The following is a 15425-nucleotide window of genomic DNA, read 5'->3' as shown; positions in this document are numbered from 1 at the left end:
CCCTGGCGTGGCAGCGCAGAACGCCACTGAGAAACCGCCGGTACCAACGCACAGTGGCATGGACCACAGCAAAATGGACCACGGCAAAATGGATCATAGCAAGATGAACCACGCTGAGCAGGCGGTTGACCATAGCCAGACGAACCCTAGTGACATGGATCACAGTCAGATGGATCATAGCGGCATGGACCACAATAAAATGGGCCACGCTGAGCAGGCCGTAGACCATAGCCAGATGGACCACAGCGAAGTGGACCATAGCAAAATGGATCATACCGAGATGAACCATAGTGAAATGACCCATGCTGAGCAGGCCGTGGATCACAGCAGTATGGATCACAGCACGATGAACCATGCCGATATGCAGATGCAAGGCGGTAAGGCGCCGGCTAATGCCCGCGATCCACATGCCTACTCCAACGGCTACACCCTGACTGACGGGCCCTATGGCATGGCCGATTCACGCCATTTAAAGCACGGCGTTGAACATCCACAGTGGTCCGTGCTGGGCGATCGGCTGGAATACAATGCCGACAGTGAAGCTGGCGAACTGGAGCTGCAAGCCTGGTATGGTACGACCTATGATCGGTTGGTGCTGAAAACCGAAGCTGAAGTCAGTGACGGCAAGCTGGAAGAGAGCAGCACCGAGCTGTTATGGAGCCACGCGATAGCAGCCTATTGGGATGGTCAGCTTGGGCTGCGCCTGGATCAGGTTGCCGATGGCACCAACCGGCAGTGGTTAGCATTGGGTGTGCAGGGCCTAGCGCCGTACTGGTTTGAAGTTGATGTCACGGCTTATCTGGGCAGTGGTGGTCGCACCGCGTTAAGTGCCGAGGCAGAATACGAGCTGCTGTTAACGCAGCGTCTGATCCTGCAAGCCCGGGCGGAGCTAACCGCCTATGGCAAAGACGATGCAGTCAATCAGCTGGGTAAAGGCCTGTCTTCACTGGGCGCCGGGCTTCGGCTACGCTATGAATTTAGCCGCCAGTTTGCGCCCTATGTCGGGGTCGAGTGGCAGAACAAATATGGTAACACGGCAGATTTTGCCCGCCTGCAGGATGCATCGACAGCAGAAACATCCTGGGTTGCCGGTGTGCGGTTCTGGTTTTAATAGATCAGGGTTTTAATCAATTTGGATGTTAATAAATAAGGTGGTCAACATGAAAAAATTAATCTCGCTGCTTACCCTGCTCTGTTTGGCGTTTGCCGGACCCGTACTGGCGCATGTTAAACAAAGCGGCTCGGTACCGGCGGATAACGCCATGCTCATGCAGGCGCCGGATGTACTCAGTATCAGCTTTAGTGGCCCGATCCGGCTGACGAAAGTCACGCTGTTGCACGATAACGGTAACACTGTCGATTTTGGCTTTACGCCCACCGCTGTCGCCACGCAGTTTAGCTGGCCGTTGCCAGTGCTGGAGATCGGTAGTTATCAGGTTAACTGGGTAGGTTTGGGCGAAGACGGTCATAAAATGAAAGGTGATTTCAGTTTTATGCTCCACGCCAGCGCTGACGCCGGGGGGAAAGCTGATAGCGCGCACGCGCATCAGCACTAGATGGCTGGAGATTGGCGATGTTTAGCGATACCTGGGTATTAGCCTTATTCGCCCACAAGCTGCTGAGTTATTTAGCGGTTAGCGGCAGTATTGGTGCGGCGTTTTTGCTGCAGTTGCCGGCGCTGGCTCAGCCACAGTCTGATAGCCTTGCCTTTCGGCTGTGGTTAAAACGCCTTGTACTGGGGTGGTCGGCCGCAGGTATGGTGCTGGCGTTACTGTATCTGCCGCTGCAGGCTGGTGCGCTGGCCGAAACAGGCGTAGCTGGCATGGCCGACAGGCTGATGCTACAGATGGTTTGGCAATCGGCAATGCGCACCCAGCTGCTTTTATGGTTATGCGGTTATGCAGCGCTGTGGCTTTGGGCCTGGCGCGCTGAACACAGCGGCAACGCGGTAGCGGTTAACATTGCGCTTGTTAGCCTGGCTGCGTTATTGCTTGCCGCCAGTTTCAGCCAAACCGGCCATGTGGCCAGTTTGGCAGGACTGTGGCCGCTGTTACTGACGCTGCATGTACTGGCAATTTCGGCCTGGGTAGGCTCCTTGCTGCCGCTGTGGCAAAGCTGTTACCGCTTAGCACCAGACAGGCTGCAGGCGCTGATGCAGCAGTTTGGCCAGGTTGCGCTCTATCTGCTGGTATTGCTGATCAGCTGTGGCGTGCTGATTTTACTGCAACTGCTCGACTCGCCCAGTGCGTTGTTTGTCAGCGACTATGGCCGTTTAATGTTGTTTAAGCTGATGTTGGTCGCGGCCATGTTACTGCTGGCCGCCTGGCATAAATTTAATCTGGTCAAAGCGTTGGCGAAGCATCAGAACAGCCGCTTGCTGGCACGGTCTATTTTTATCGAAATGCTGTTGGCGCTATTGGTACTGGCAACCAGCAGCAGTTTTACCACTGTGGTGGGTTTAGCCCATTAAGCCCACTTTATTCTAATAATTACAACAGGATACCTAATATGTTTCGCAATAAAGTTCAAACCTTATCTGCCATCAGCCTGAGCCTGGCGTTGTTCTCTCCCGTTAGCGCGCTGGCGCACGGCAATGAAAAACCTGCCACCCCGGCCTTGTTTGTTGGCGAAAGCACCGCCGCGGCGCAGACGGTAACAGCGTTTCATCAGGCGTTACGCGCTGGTGATGCCAAAGCGGTGCGCGCCATGCTGGCAGATGACGTGCTGATTGTCGAAGGTAATGGCGTAGAGCGCTCGGCAGATGAGTATGCCAGCCACCATATGCTGGCTGATATGAAATTTATGGCGGCGGTACAGGTAGAAGCGCTGGAGCATCAGACCAAGGTGCTGGGCAAGGTGGCCTATTCGGTTAGCCGTAGCCAACTGACGGGTGAATATAAAGGCAAGCCGGTTGACGTTGTCAGTAAAGAAACGCTGGTGCTGGTAGATAACGGCGACGGTTGGAAGATCGTGCATGTGCACTGGTCGCACTAAGGCAACAGCGGGAGAGCACTATGAAGTTAACTCTGACAGCGGTCGTGCTGGCAGCCGTCGCGCTGCTGGCCGGCTGTAAAGACGCCGGCCCGGCTAAACCGGAAACTACAGCTGTGTCCGACAGTGCTGGCAATGCGGCAGCACTAACCCTCACGGTATACAAAACACCAAGCTGCGGTTGCTGTAAAAAGTGGGTATCGCACCTTGAGCAGCAGGGAGTGGTTGCACAGACGAGAGACTATGATGATTTAAGCGACATAAAAGCCCGCTACGGCATTGCGCCACGGTATTACTCCTGTCACACCGCAGTATCTGAGCAGGGCTACGCCTTTGAAGGCCATATCCCTGCTAAATACATCCGGCAATTCCTCGCAGAGTCGCATCCGGATGCGATTGGCCTGAGTGTACCGGCGATGCCGCTTGGATCACCGGGTATGGAAGTGGAAGGCCGCTTTATGCCGTACGACATTCTGCTGCTGCATAAAGATGGCAGCGCCAGCGTTTACGCTCACATCAGTGATGCTGCCATGCAGTAAGTAGTATAGTGTCAATCCTTGCTGCTACGCGGTGCTGTAATGACAACTAAATCACTTGATTTTAATACGTTTGAGAAAGGCATACTGCAAAGTATTTTGCTAACACTAATAATGAGAGCATGTCGCTTCGTTAGTGGTTAGTTTGCTTTTTGTTAAATTGTTTTGGAGGCACTAATGAACTTGTCAAATGTTACTTTCTTTGTCGTTTTGTCGCTAAGCGTCAGCAATGTTATTGGGTATGCTCAGACGTTTCCTGAGCCACTTAAGTTGGAGCAGGCGGTTGCACTTGCCGTAGATGCTGATCCCTGGCTTACGGGAAGCCAGTTCACTCAGGAAGCTCTCAATGATGAAGCGATAGCCGCGGCGACTTTACCGGACCCACGAGTGAGCTTGATGGCGGGCAATTTCCCCGTGGACACTTTCGATTTGAACCAGGAAGCCATGACCCAGTTGTCGGTAGGGGTCAGCCAGATGTTTCCACGGGGCGATAGCCTTGCGCTCGCCCAGCATCAAAAGCAGCAACTAGCCGAGCAACATCCACTGCTAAGGTTGGATCGCAAGGCCAAGGTAAGCGCTATGGTCAGCCAGTTGTGGCTGGAGGCCTTCAAAGCTCAGGAGAGTATCCGGCTGATCGAACAGGATCGCGCACTGTTTGAGCAGTTGGTGGATGCCGCCAAAGCGGGTTACTCCTCGGCGCTGGGCAGGGCACGTCAGCAGGACGTAATTCGCGCGCAGTTGGAGCTGACTCGTCTCGAAGACAGACTGACGATGCTCAGGCAGCAACAGCAAGCCGCACAAAAGCGTCTGACCGAATGGATCGGTGCGCCTGCCACTGTCCCTCTGGCTCCGGTACTACCGACACAGTCTCTTTCCAGGCCACTGTCGGTACCGACCATTAAGCAGTCCAGCGAGCATACGCGCTACGAATGGATCCGTCATCATCCCGCGTTGCGAGCGCTGGACCAGCGTATCGACGCCACGCAAACCGGTGTGGATCTGGCAAAACAGAAATACAAGCCCGAATGGGGCCTGACCGCCCAATACGGCTATCGCGACAACGATCCCATGGGACGCGACCGGGCCGATCTGTTCTCCGTTGGCGTCACCTTCGATCTGCCCCTTTTCACCGGTAACCGGCAGGACAAGGAAGTCAGCGCCGCCGTAAATCGAACCGAGGCCATCAAAACCGAAAAGCACTTGCTTGGTCGTCGGCTGATGGCGGAACTGGAAACCGCGAGCGTGCAACTGGCGCGTCTTGATGAACGCCAGGCGTTATACGCCGATCAGCTGCTGCCGCAAATGGCTGAGCAGGCAGAAGCTTCGCTGACCGCCTACAACAACGACGACGGCGACTTCGCCGAAGCCGTGCGTGCTCGCATTGCCGAATTGAATGCCAAGGTCGACGCGCTCGCCATTGCCGTGGATCGGCAGAAGACCATCGCCCAAATCAATTACCTGCTCGCCGAGGCGTCGTTCGACGATGCACGGCCGGCGAAACCGTTTTAAAGGAGTTCAACATGAATACATTCACCAAAACCTTGTTGGGCACGGCCGTCGGCGCGCTGCTCGGCGCATCCGGCGTCTGGCTACTCGGCAACCCCGATGAGGGGGATATGACAGCAACCGGCGGTGAACGCAAGCCACTTTACTGGGTGGCGCCCATGGATCCCAACTACAAGCGCGACAAGCCTGGCAAATCGCCCATGGGCATGGATCTGATCCCTGTGTACGAGAAATCCGCCGGAGAGGATGAAGCCGGCACCGTCAAGATATCGCCCGAGGTCGTCAACAATCTCGGCGTGCGCACCGCCACGGTTGGGTCCGGGTCTCTGGATCTGGATGTCAAAACCGTCGGTTACGTGCAATACGATGAGAACCGGCTGGTGCATATCAGCCCGCGCGTGGAAGGCTGGATCGAGAAGCTCCATGTCAAGGCCGCCGGGGATCCGGTCAGACAGGGCGACCCCCTGTACACCCTCTATTCACCCACCCTGGTCAACGCCCAGGAGGAATTGTTGTTGGCGTTGAAACGCGACAATCCGGTGTTGATCGGCGCTGCCGTGGAACGGTTATTGGCATTGCAGGTGCCGCGGGCAGATATCGACCGGCTGCGTAAAACCCGCAAGGTCAGCCAGACCATCACCGTTGCCGCGCCGCAGTCCGGGGTACTGGACAATCTCGCGGTGCGTGAGGGCATGTTCGTCAAGCCTGGCTTGAGTCTGATGAGTATCGGCCAGCTAGAACATATCTGGGTGATCGGTGAGGTGTTCGAACGACAGGCAAGCCTGGTCAAGACCGGCGACCAGGTGCGGATGCGGCTCGATTACCTGCCCGGTCGGGATTGGTTGGGCCAGGTGGACTATGTCTATCCGTCTTTGAATGCCAAGACACGTACCGCGCAAATCCGGGTGCATTTCGACAACCCGGACGACTTCCTCAAGCCGGGCATGTTCGCGCAGATGGTCATTGAGACCCAGGCGGGGGCTGAAGCACTGTTAATCCCGCGAGAAGCGCTGATCCGTACCGGCAGCCAGGCGCGCGTGGTGTTGGCGCTGGGTGATGGCAAATTCAAATCGGTGGCCGTTGAGGTCGGGCGTGTGGGCGAACGGCAGGTGGAAATTCAGTCGGGACTCAAAGAAGGGGAACGCATTGTGACCTCCGCGCAGTTCCTGATCGACTCGGAGTCCAGCAAGACCTCGGACTTCAAGCGCATGGCCCAGCGTGATCAGCCGGACGAGCAAATTGATGTAGAAGTAGAAGCAGACGCCGATCCTCGCTCAGTCTGGGTGGCCGCACGTATCGACAGCCTGATGCCGGATCACCGCATGGTGACCCTGGAGCACGAGGCCATCCCGGACTGGCAATGGCCCACCATGACCATGGATTTCACCGTCGCTGAGGCTGTGGACATGGATGCGCTCAAACAGGGAATGCGCCTGCATGTGCAGATCACCAATAACAACAGTGGTGGATACCAGATTACCCAAGTGCATATTCCCAATGAGCAAGGCAATGATGCCATGCCTGCAGGAATGGATCACGGTCAGCACGAGGGTATGGATCACAGTGATATGTCGATGCCGGAGCACAGCGAACACCAGGGCATGAACCACGGCGGTCACGATCAAAAGGAGCACAATCATGATTGAATCGATAATCCGTTGGTCCATCGGTAACCGTTTCTTCGTGCTGCTGGCTACTTTGATGCTGGTGGGGATGGGTCTCTATTCGCTGAAAAACACCCCGGTGGACGCCATTCCCGATCTGTCCGATGTACAGGTCATTATTAAGACCAGTTTTCCTGGGCAGGCACCGCAGGTGGTGGAGGACCAGGTCACGTATCCACTGACTACTGCCATGTTGTCGGTACCCGGTGCGGTTACCGTGCGCGGTTATTCCTTTTTTGGCGATTCCTTTGTGTATGTCATTTTCGACGAGGATACCGATGCCTACTGGGCACGTTCCCGGGTGCTGGAGTACCTGTCTCAGGTCGCGCCCACATTACCGCCCAGCGCCCGGCCGCAACTGGGGCCGGACGCTACCGGAGTTGGCTGGGTCTATCTCTACGCCCTGGTGGACCGTACCGGCAAGCATGACCTCAGTCAGCTGCGCAGCCTGCAGGACTGGTTCCTGAAATACGAGCTGCAAACCGTGCCGGGTGTTTCCGAAGTCTCGGCGCTCGGTGGCATGGTCAAGCAGTATCAAGTGAAGGTAAACCCGGAAAAACTGCGCGCCTTCGGTATTCCCCTGTCTCTTATCCAGATGGCTATCCAGCGCGGCAACCAGGAAGTGGGCGCCTCGGTGGTGGAAATGGCCGAAGCCGAATACATGGTGCGCGCCAGCGGTTACATCCAGAGTATCGATGATCTGGCCAACATTCCGTTAGGGTTGGATGTTAACGGTACGCCGCTGTTGCTCAAGGATGTGGCGGATATCGAATTGGGGCCGCAAATGCGCCGTGGCATCGCCGAGTTGAACGGCGAAGGTGAAGTGGTGGGCGGTATTGTGGTGATGCGTTTCGGTGAGAACGCCCAGAAAACCATTGATGGGGTCAAGGCCAAGCTGGAAAAACTCAAGGCGGGTTTGCCCGAGGGCGTGGAGATCGTAACCGTTTATGATCGTTCAGGGCTGATATCTCGCGCCATTGACAGTTTGTGGAAAAGTCTGGCCGAAGAACTCGCTATTGTGGCGTTGATCTGTGTCATTTTCCTGTTTCATGTCAGGTCCTCACTGGTGGCGGTCTTCAGTCTGCCGCTAGGTATACTCACGGCTTTTACCGTGATGTATTGGCAAGGTCTCAATGCCAATATCATGTCATTAGGCGGTATAGCGATTGCGATAGGCGCCATGATTGATGGCGCGATTGTCATGATCGAAAACATGCATAAGCATATGGAACGTACGCCCTTGACGCCAGAGAACCGTTGGAAAATCGTGGCGGCGTCAGCCAGTGAAGTCGGTCCGGCGCTGTTTTTCAGTTTGCTTATTATCACTGTGAGCTTTGTACCAGTATTCACCCTGGAAGCCCAGGAGGGCCGGATGTTCAGCCCGTTGGCCTTTACCAAAACCTATGCCATGGCAGCCAGTGCGGCGCTTGCTATCACGGTGGTGCCGGTTTTGATGGGATATTTCATCAGAGGCAAGGTGGTAGCGGAAAACAAGAATCCCGTTAATCGATTACTGATTGCCGGGTACATGCCCCTGCTGAAAACCGTATTGCGTTTTCCGAAAATCACACTTGCCATGGCGGTTGTGATTTTCCTCGTTGGGATCTGGCCGGTTAACAAGATTGGTAGTGAATTCATCCCCGATCTGGATGAAGGTGATCTCATGTACATGCCCACCACTTATCCGGGGCTATCTATTGGTAAGGCCAGGGAATTGCTTCAACAGACCGACAAGCTGATTGCGACTGTCCCCGAGGTGAAGACTGTTTTCGGCAAAATCGGCCGTGCCGAGTCAGCCACGGATCCAGCGCCACTAACCATGATCGAGACCTTTATTCAGCTCAAGCCCAAAGAGGAATGGCGCGAGGGCATGACCACGGAGAAGCTCAAGAAGGAGCTGGATGCGCTAGTGAAATTCCCCGGTCTGACCAACGCTTGGGTGATGCCGATCAAGACTCGCATCGACATGCTGGCCACCGGTATCAAGACGCCGGTAGGCATCAAGGTGGCGGGCGAGGATCTGCGAGAAATTCAGAAAATTGGTCAGCGATTAGAGCAGATCCTCAAGGATGTACCCGGCACGGCCTCGGTGTATTCCGAAAGGGTGGCCGGTGGGCGTTACATCAAGGTGGATATTCAGCGTGCACAGGCGGCGCGCTATGGCCTCAATATTGCTGATGTGCAGCAGGTAATAGCCACGGCCATTGGGGGAATGAATGTGGCGCAGACCATCGAGGGACTGGAGCGTTATCCGATCAATCTGCGCTACCCGCAGGACTATCGAGACTCGCCAGAACAGCTGGCGCTGCTGCCCATCGTCACGCCCAGCGGCCAACGCATTGCGCTCGCCGATGTGGCCAATGTCTATGTGGAGGACGGCCCGCCAGCGATCAAGAGCGAGAACGCCAGGCTGAATGGCTGGACCTTTGTAGATATCGATGGGGTGGACGTGGGCAGCTATGTACAAGCGGCCATGGCAACGGTCGAGCAGCAGCTGGATTTACCGGCCGGCTACTCGGTGGCCTGGTCCGGTCAGTACGAATACATGCTGCGCGCCAAAGAGAAACTGACCTATGTGGTTCCTTTGACGCTTGCCATCATTATCATTCTGTTATACATGAATTTTCGTAACTTCACTGAAATAGCCATTATTCTGGGAACACTACCACTGGCGGTAATTGGTTCAATCTGGCTGATGTACCTGCTTGGCTATAATTTTTCTGTCGCGGTTGCGGTTGGTTTTATTGCACTGGCGGGGGTTACGGTGGAAATAGGTATCATCATGTTAACTTATCTTAACCAAGCATATCACCAATTGATAGATACCTGTCGTGAGCGTGGAGTGCAACCATTAAAAGAAGATTTGCTCGAAGCCGTGACACAGGGCGCGGGACTTCGTGTAAGACCCGTAATGATGACTACGGTCTCCACTATCGCTGGATTGCTGCCCATTATGTTCAGTTCCGGAACAGGTGCGGAAGTTGTTAGCCGGATTGCGGCGCCTATGGTGGGCGGAATGGTGAGTGCTGTGATTTTAACGTTGTTGGTATTACCCGTCGTGTATTACCTATGGCGCACCCGCTCGCTGAAAGCATAATATTGCCAAACTAAATGGGGCAGACTTGTCTGCCCCTGCCGGAGCTCTGTGGTATGAACCAATAAAGCACCAAAAGCACAAATAGGTCAGGGTGAGATTACGAGTGGTCATTTAATCACCACACTCATGCCAGCTTCCAACACCGCATCAAGATAAGCCTCATTCATCAATGCCTGACGCTGCTTTCTTCTGATACTCATTTTCCGCTTCTCAGCGCGTAACATATTCAAGCCGAAGTGTCGCATCGTGGCAAGATTGGCTGCTGCATTACCACGGTATATCTGGCACGCATCCTCACTTAAGCTCACATCCAGCACCCAGTGCAGTTGGTTTTCAATACACCAATGCTCGCGTACTGCCTGGGAAAGCCTTTCTGCGTTAAGGTCGGCTGAGCTGATAAAATAACGTTGCTCTAACACCGCACGCTTGTGCTTTTCCACCCGGTAAGTCGTTGCCATGCCAAGGGTTGTCAGCGCTGGCCACGCAGCTTTGAGTTTTTCCGGTAATTCACTGGCATCACATACCTGGAATTCTCGGTACTCCAAGCGCCCAGGGTTCTTTTCCAGTGACTGCGCGGCACTATCTTTATGCGCTTTCCCCGCAAAGGCTTGTTTTACTGCATCGTGCAACTGTCCTTGGTTGCCTTTAACCGTCAACAGGTAGTCGGCTTCTTTATCTACTATCTGCTGCGCTATCTCTTTCTGGCATCCCATTGCATCCAAACTGACCAGGCATCCTTTAAGCTCCAGCAAGTTAAGTAGCTGAGGTATCGCCGTAATTTCGTTGCTCTTCTCGTCCGTTTTAACCTGGCCCATTACCACACCATTGGCGCTGGCAAAGGCGCTAACCATATGAATAGAAGAGCAGCGGTCTTCCCGGTTGTAGGAGCCGCGAAGCGTTTTGCCGTCGATTGCGACCACCTGACCTTCAGCAAGCTCTGTACAAGCCTGCATCCAACTGGCAAAGCAGCGCTGCAAGGCTTCGCTGTCCAGCAGTGACATCACCCGCGCGATGGCGTCGTGTACCGGCAAACCCAGTTTAAAAAAGCCATGTTCTTGCAGCCAGTCAAAGCGGTTTTCACCGAAATCTTCAATATCTTCCCAGCCCTCACAGCCAGCAATGACTGCGCAAAGCGTTAAAAACACTACGTCAAACAAGGGGTAAACGACCTTAGCGGCTTGCCTTGGGTCTTCTAATTCTGAAAAGTGCTCTGCAAAAATATCGATGTTCATAAACTGGCTCCGCGTAAAAGCCAGTATCTGATCACAGCTGAAGATCGGGGTCAATCAGTTATGCTAAAGTGCGTCCTAAATGTTCGTGATCTTGCCCTGGGTGCCAGTCTGGTCTATACCTATCAAGGTGGAATATCAGCTAAGAAGTAAAGTTGGCGAATGGTTAAGGTTAAAGAGTCAAGGCAAAAAACATCGCCATTGAAAGACGTACAATAGGCCATTTTATCACTTTTGATGAACGGGAATTGGATGTGCCCGGGATAGAACCGATTGTTGCAAAGTACTGCGCTTAAAGCTGAACAATTGGAAAAATGATCCATTACTCAATACCTAGTTATGAGCGTAGGGTTTTTATTTCTTTTAATGGTGCTCATGCTTGGCTTCAATCTCATGAGTATAAATTAGACACCCCTTTTATACTTGTGAAGTTTAAGCTGTTTAAAAAAGTAAAAAGTAAAAAGTTTAGGTTTTAGTTCAAAGGTTGATCAAGATCATAAAATTATTTTTATAAAGTGGCTAATATTGTAGGTGCTAAAGAAGGAATGATAATGTTTGGACTTTTCAGGTGGTTTAAAATAGTAATAATAACTGTGTTGCTTACGCAGCATAGTTTTGCTACAGCTAAGCCAATGAATTGTGAAGAACATCAAAATGGATTTTCCGATACGCATATTATGCAACGAAGCAAAAATATTCACCATCAATCAATGAATGACAATAGTCACTATCACACTGTAAACTCGCAAGATTCTAAACACCGTCATGGTGATGAAGTCTGTGAAAAATGCAAAGCTAGTGATTGTGTTTGTTGTGAGGGGGGATTTTGTTCAAGCTTTCATTTAAATGCCTATCTTGTGCAAGCGCAAGAGGAAGGTATTTGCAATATTTACTCTGAGCTATTTCTACAGCGTACACCTCTACCAAAATCTGGTATTCATCTCTTACTTTATCGTCCACCAATTATTGGCTAATCACAGGATCAGTGCGTCTTTTTTTCGCCACTCCCATCAAAAATAGAATGACTTATTCATTGATTTAAATAATCAATTGTTTTGAACGATTAGTACGATATTTTGAAGGCACTATGAAAATTCTCAAACTATTGCCATTTACAGTACTTAATGCTGTCGATTTTGACCGAGATTTCTCTTTTACCAAAAAATTAGTTTTTAGCTTATTCACTAGAATTAGTACTTGACCTGTGTCTTAGACACAGGTCTAAGCTGAAGATGAGAGTACAAACTTAGCTAAAAAACTGAGGAGTGAATATGAAAGCTGCGGAGCTGGCAAAAAGCCTTGGAACGACTGCTGATACGGTGCGCTATTACACCAGATTAGGATTGTTAAAACCTGCTAAGTCAGTGAACGGCTACAAGTCATACTCGAATAAAGAAGTATCGAGACTTAAATTCATTTTAAGTGCTAGAAACCTTGGTTTTTCCGTTGCAGATATCAAGGAAATTATTAATGAATCTGAAGATGGTAAAAGTGCGTGCCCATTAGTCAGAAGCCTGATCAAAGAGCGGCTTGAAGAAACAGAAAAGCAGTTTCAAGCAATGTTGGCACTTCGAGGAAAAATGTCTTCTGCGCTTTCTCGATGGGAAGAAATGGAAGACAAAGCACCGACTGCAAACATGGTTTGTCATCTCATCGAAAACTTTGAGCAAATTAAAAAAGCATAGGAGGAAAAAGGGTGGCTACTAACACAAATATAAAAACTGAATCAGGCTGTTGCTGTCAGGCAAAAGCTCAATCCTCTTCGTGTAAAAGTAAGGAGAATACGTTGGAGAAAGTATCACATAACCAACAGCTTATCATTGAAGGTGCTGGGTGTGCTAGCTGTGTAGGCAAAATTGAAGGGGCGTTGAAGGCAACTCTTGGAGTCGTCAGTGCGGAAATGAATTTTGCTGATAGGACAGTAACAGTTTATGGGACAGCTAAAACAAAAGAATTGATCAAAGCTGTTGAGTCAGCGGGGTATAACGCGAAGCCAATTGATGATAGCTCAGCAACAGATGCGCTTGATGAGAAAGAGGCGGCGGATTTTGCATATTACAAAAAGCTAATGCGCGATACGTTTATTGCCCTTTCACTCGGCGTTCCTTTGATGATCTACAGCATTGTGGTTGGAGAAATGACGGTTGAAACAAACCTTGAGCGCATGTCTTGGCTGGTTGTAGGCATTTTAACTTTTGGTGTTATGTATTTTTCAGGTAAGCATTTTTATGTTGGCGCTTGGAAAAGCTTTAAAAACCACTCCGCTAATATGGACACTCTAATAGCTTTAGGAACAGGTACAGCTTGGGTGTATTCGATGGTTGTCGTGTTTGCACCTGACGCTGTTCCATTGATGGCACGGCATGTTTATTTTGAAGCTACCGCCATGATCATTGGCTTAATTGATTTAGGTTTAGCATTAGAAATCAAAGCCAGAGGTAAAACCTCTGAGGCCATTAAACGTCTTATCGGCTTGCAAGCCAAAACAGCAACCGTGGTTCGTGACAACAAAGAAGTTCAGATAGGTATTGAGCAGGTTTTATTTAACGATATTGTGAAGGTAAAACCGGGTGAAAAAATTCCCGTCGATGGCGTGGTATTGGAAGGACACACCTCTATTGATGAGTCCATGCTGACAGGCGAACCTATGCCTGTTGAAAAAGCCGAAGAAGATGAGGTTGTCGCTGGTACTTTGAACAAATCAGGCATGATTATGTTTAAAGCCACACGTGTTGGAAAAGACACGGCGCTTGCGCAAATCATCAATATGGTGAAACGAGCACAAAATTCTAAACCGCCGATTGGCCGCTTGGCTGATGTTATTTCAGCTTTTTTCGTTCCTGTTGTCATGATCATCTCTGTGTTAAGTGCGCTAGCATGGCTTAACTTTGGACCTGAGCCAGCAATTGCTTTTGCCATCGTATCAGCAACTACTGTACTCATTATTGCCTGCCCATGTGCTTTGGGCTTGGCAACACCCATGTCTGTCATGGTGGGAGTAGGAAAAGCAGCAGAAGCCGGAGTGCTTATTCGCAACGGTGAGGCACTGCAAACCGCCTCTAAAATCACTGCCATGATTTTAGATAAAACGGGCACTATTACTGAAGGGGCACCTAAGGTAACCGATATTGTTTTAGCAAAAGCTACGGACGAAAAAGACGTACTACAGCTTGCTGCAAGTTTAGAGAGCGGCTCAGAGCACCCTTTAGCGCAAGCGATTGTTGAAAGTGCGTTAGATAAGGATATTGAGTTACTAAAAATTGAAGCGTTTAACGCCATTACGGGTTTTGGTGTAGAAGCAAACTGCAACAATAAAGCCCTGCTTTTCGGAAACGATAAACTAATGAAGTTAAAAGGCATAGACCTCACAGGCTTTGTTGAACAAGCGCAGTCTTTAGCCAAAGAAGCCAAAACACCTATGTACTTTGCTGTAGATGGTGAACTTGCAGCAATCATTGCTGTTGCAGATCCTATCAAGTCAGACTCAATCTCTGCTATCAAACGACTTCAGGCTAATGGTATACGCGTCATCATGTTAACGGGTGATAACAAGGAAACCGCTGCTGCTGTTGCCAAAAAAGCGGGTATTAGTGAGTTTCTTGCTGAAGTGCTGCCAGAAGATAAAGCCAACAAGGTGAAAGAGCTACAAGAAGGCGGCGAAATTGTTGGTATGACAGGAGATGGCATCAACGATGCTCCTGCGCTAGCGTTAGCCGATGTTGGCTTCGCCATAGGCACAGGGACTGATGTAGCTATCGAAAGTGCTGACATTACCCTAATGCGTGGTTCACTTCATGGCCTAGCTGATGCCATAGCGGTAAGCAAAGCTACTTTACGAAATATAAAACAAAACTTGTTTGGCGCGTTTGTCTATAACGTAGCCGGGATTCCTTTTGCTGCGGGGGTTCTATATCCCTTCTTTGGCATTCTGCTTAGCCCTGTAATTGCAGGTGCTGCAATGGCGTTTTCGTCATTGACTGTAGTGTCAAATGCAAATCGACTTCGCTTGTTTAAAGCAAAAGAGCATTAAGGAGAAACACGATGATGTTAATTAACTTATTAGGCTTAGTGTTAATCGCACTGATTGTTTGGTGGTTTTGGCTATACAAACCCAATAAAACAATTGTTCAAGGTAATGAAGTACTCATTGAAGTGAGGGATGGCGTGTATTCACCATCCTCAATCCAAGTGTCTGCTAGTCAACCTGTCACTCTGAAGTTTATGCGCAAAGATCAATCACCCTGCGCTGAAACAATGCTTATTCCTTCATTGGATATAAGCGAACAGCTTAAATTAAATGAAATTACTCAAATTACCCTATTGAACTTATCACCGGGAGAGCATGAGTTTCACTGTCAGATGCAAATGTATCGCGGTGTCTTAAAAGTCGTTTAGGAGGGCA

The 15425-nt window shown here is 50.8% G+C and carries 13 protein-coding genes; 12 read left to right on the top strand and 1 reads right to left on the bottom strand.

Annotation, left to right across the window (positions count from 1 at the left end; genetic code table 11):
- Positions 1-295: 295 nt before the first annotated feature.
- From ACUJFL_RS15730 to ACUJFL_RS15695, 8 genes are all read left to right on the top strand, one after another.
- Positions 296-1111 (top strand): copper resistance protein B, encoded by an 816-nt coding sequence (locus tag ACUJFL_RS15730; RefSeq protein ID WP_420169887.1) that lies wholly within the window; start codon positions 296-298, stop codon positions 1109-1111.
- A 49-nt stretch (positions 1112-1160) separates the two neighbouring features.
- Positions 1161-1556, top strand: coding sequence for a copper resistance CopC family protein (locus tag ACUJFL_RS15725; protein ID WP_445427960.1), 396 nt, complete (start codon positions 1161-1163; stop codon positions 1554-1556).
- A 17-nt stretch (positions 1557-1573) separates the two neighbouring features.
- Positions 1574-2470, top strand: a complete 897-nt coding sequence (locus ACUJFL_RS15720) for a CopD family protein (RefSeq protein WP_445427959.1) — start codon at positions 1574-1576, stop codon at positions 2468-2470.
- Positions 2471-2508: 38 nt separating this feature from the next.
- A complete protein-coding gene (locus ACUJFL_RS15715) occupies positions 2509-2994 on the top strand; it encodes a YybH family protein (RefSeq protein WP_126824487.1) in 486 nt (161 codons plus the stop codon).
- Between the two features lie 20 nt (positions 2995-3014).
- Positions 3015-3530 (top strand): DUF411 domain-containing protein, encoded by a 516-nt coding sequence (locus ACUJFL_RS15710; RefSeq protein WP_445427958.1) that lies wholly within the window; start codon positions 3015-3017, stop codon positions 3528-3530.
- Between the two features lie 174 nt (positions 3531-3704).
- Positions 3705-5036, top strand: coding sequence for a TolC family protein (locus tag ACUJFL_RS15705; protein WP_445427957.1), 1332 nt, complete (start codon positions 3705-3707; stop codon positions 5034-5036).
- Positions 5037-5047: 11 nt separating this feature from the next.
- A complete protein-coding gene (locus ACUJFL_RS15700; RefSeq protein ID WP_445427956.1) occupies positions 5048-6679 on the top strand; it encodes an efflux RND transporter periplasmic adaptor subunit in 1632 nt (543 codons plus the stop codon).
- A complete protein-coding gene (locus tag ACUJFL_RS15695) occupies positions 6672-9794 on the top strand; it encodes an efflux RND transporter permease subunit (RefSeq protein WP_445427955.1) in 3123 nt (1040 codons plus the stop codon). Before ACUJFL_RS15700 ends, ACUJFL_RS15695 begins: the two co-directional genes overlap by 8 nt.
- A gap of 107 nt (positions 9795-9901) precedes the next feature.
- On the opposite strand, the gene ACUJFL_RS15690 is transcribed toward ACUJFL_RS15695, so the two are convergent.
- Positions 9902-11026: an ISAs1 family transposase gene (locus ACUJFL_RS15690; RefSeq protein WP_445427954.1), complete on the bottom strand. Its 1125-nt coding sequence runs from the start codon at positions 11024-11026 to the stop codon at positions 9902-9904.
- A 548-nt stretch (positions 11027-11574) separates the two neighbouring features.
- Between ACUJFL_RS15690 and ACUJFL_RS15685 the strand changes: the two genes are divergently transcribed.
- The 4 genes from ACUJFL_RS15685 to ACUJFL_RS15670 all read left to right on the top strand — a co-directional run bounded on the left by ACUJFL_RS15685 (position 11575) and on the right by ACUJFL_RS15670 (position 15418).
- Positions 11575-11997 (top strand): hypothetical protein, encoded by a 423-nt coding sequence (locus ACUJFL_RS15685; RefSeq protein WP_445427953.1) that lies wholly within the window; start codon positions 11575-11577, stop codon positions 11995-11997.
- 297 nt (positions 11998-12294) lie between these two features.
- Positions 12295-12708, top strand: a complete 414-nt coding sequence (locus ACUJFL_RS15680; protein ID WP_445427952.1) for a MerR family transcriptional regulator — start codon at positions 12295-12297, stop codon at positions 12706-12708.
- 101 nt (positions 12709-12809) lie between these two features.
- On the top strand, positions 12810-15053 hold the full coding sequence (locus tag ACUJFL_RS15675; RefSeq protein WP_445427951.1) for a heavy metal translocating P-type ATPase: 2244 nt from the start codon (positions 12810-12812) through the stop codon (positions 15051-15053).
- Between the two features lie 11 nt (positions 15054-15064).
- Positions 15065-15418 (top strand): cupredoxin domain-containing protein, encoded by a 354-nt coding sequence (locus ACUJFL_RS15670; protein ID WP_134057859.1) that lies wholly within the window; start codon positions 15065-15067, stop codon positions 15416-15418.
- The last annotated feature ends 7 nt before the right edge of the window (positions 15419-15425 follow it).

Source organism: Alishewanella sp. HL-SH05 (assembly GCF_052655985.1).
The sequence above is the reverse complement of the archived record's forward strand: the minus strand, read 5'-3'. Positions and strand labels throughout refer to the sequence as shown.

Bases quoted from the DNA above. Each gene is read 5' to 3' on its own strand.
- ACUJFL_RS15730 (WP_420169887.1), top strand. From the start codon at position 296: ATGACCCATGCTGAGCAGGCCGTGGATCACAGCAGTATGGATCACAGC.
- ACUJFL_RS15725 (WP_445427960.1), top strand. From the start codon at position 1,161: ATGAAAAAATTAATCTCGCTGCTTACCCTGCTCTGTTTGGCGTTTGCC.
- ACUJFL_RS15720 (WP_445427959.1), top strand. From the start codon at position 1,574: ATGTTTAGCGATACCTGGGTATTAGCCTTATTCGCCCACAAGCTGCTG.
- ACUJFL_RS15715 (WP_126824487.1), top strand. From the start codon at position 2,509: ATGTTTCGCAATAAAGTTCAAACCTTATCTGCCATCAGCCTGAGCCTG.
- ACUJFL_RS15710 (WP_445427958.1), top strand. From the start codon at position 3,015: ATGAAGTTAACTCTGACAGCGGTCGTGCTGGCAGCCGTCGCGCTGCTG.
- ACUJFL_RS15705 (WP_445427957.1), top strand. From the start codon at position 3,705: ATGAACTTGTCAAATGTTACTTTCTTTGTCGTTTTGTCGCTAAGCGTC.
- ACUJFL_RS15700 (WP_445427956.1), top strand. From the start codon at position 5,048: ATGAATACATTCACCAAAACCTTGTTGGGCACGGCCGTCGGCGCGCTG.
- ACUJFL_RS15695 (WP_445427955.1), top strand. From the start codon at position 6,672: ATGATTGAATCGATAATCCGTTGGTCCATCGGTAACCGTTTCTTCGTG.
- ACUJFL_RS15690 (WP_445427954.1), bottom strand. From the start codon at position 11,026: ATGAACATCGATATTTTTGCAGAGCACTTTTCAGAATTAGAAGACCCA.
- ACUJFL_RS15685 (WP_445427953.1), top strand. From the start codon at position 11,575: ATGTTTGGACTTTTCAGGTGGTTTAAAATAGTAATAATAACTGTGTTG.
- ACUJFL_RS15680 (WP_445427952.1), top strand. From the start codon at position 12,295: ATGAAAGCTGCGGAGCTGGCAAAAAGCCTTGGAACGACTGCTGATACG.
- ACUJFL_RS15670 (WP_134057859.1), top strand. From the start codon at position 15,065: ATGATGTTAATTAACTTATTAGGCTTAGTGTTAATCGCACTGATTGTT.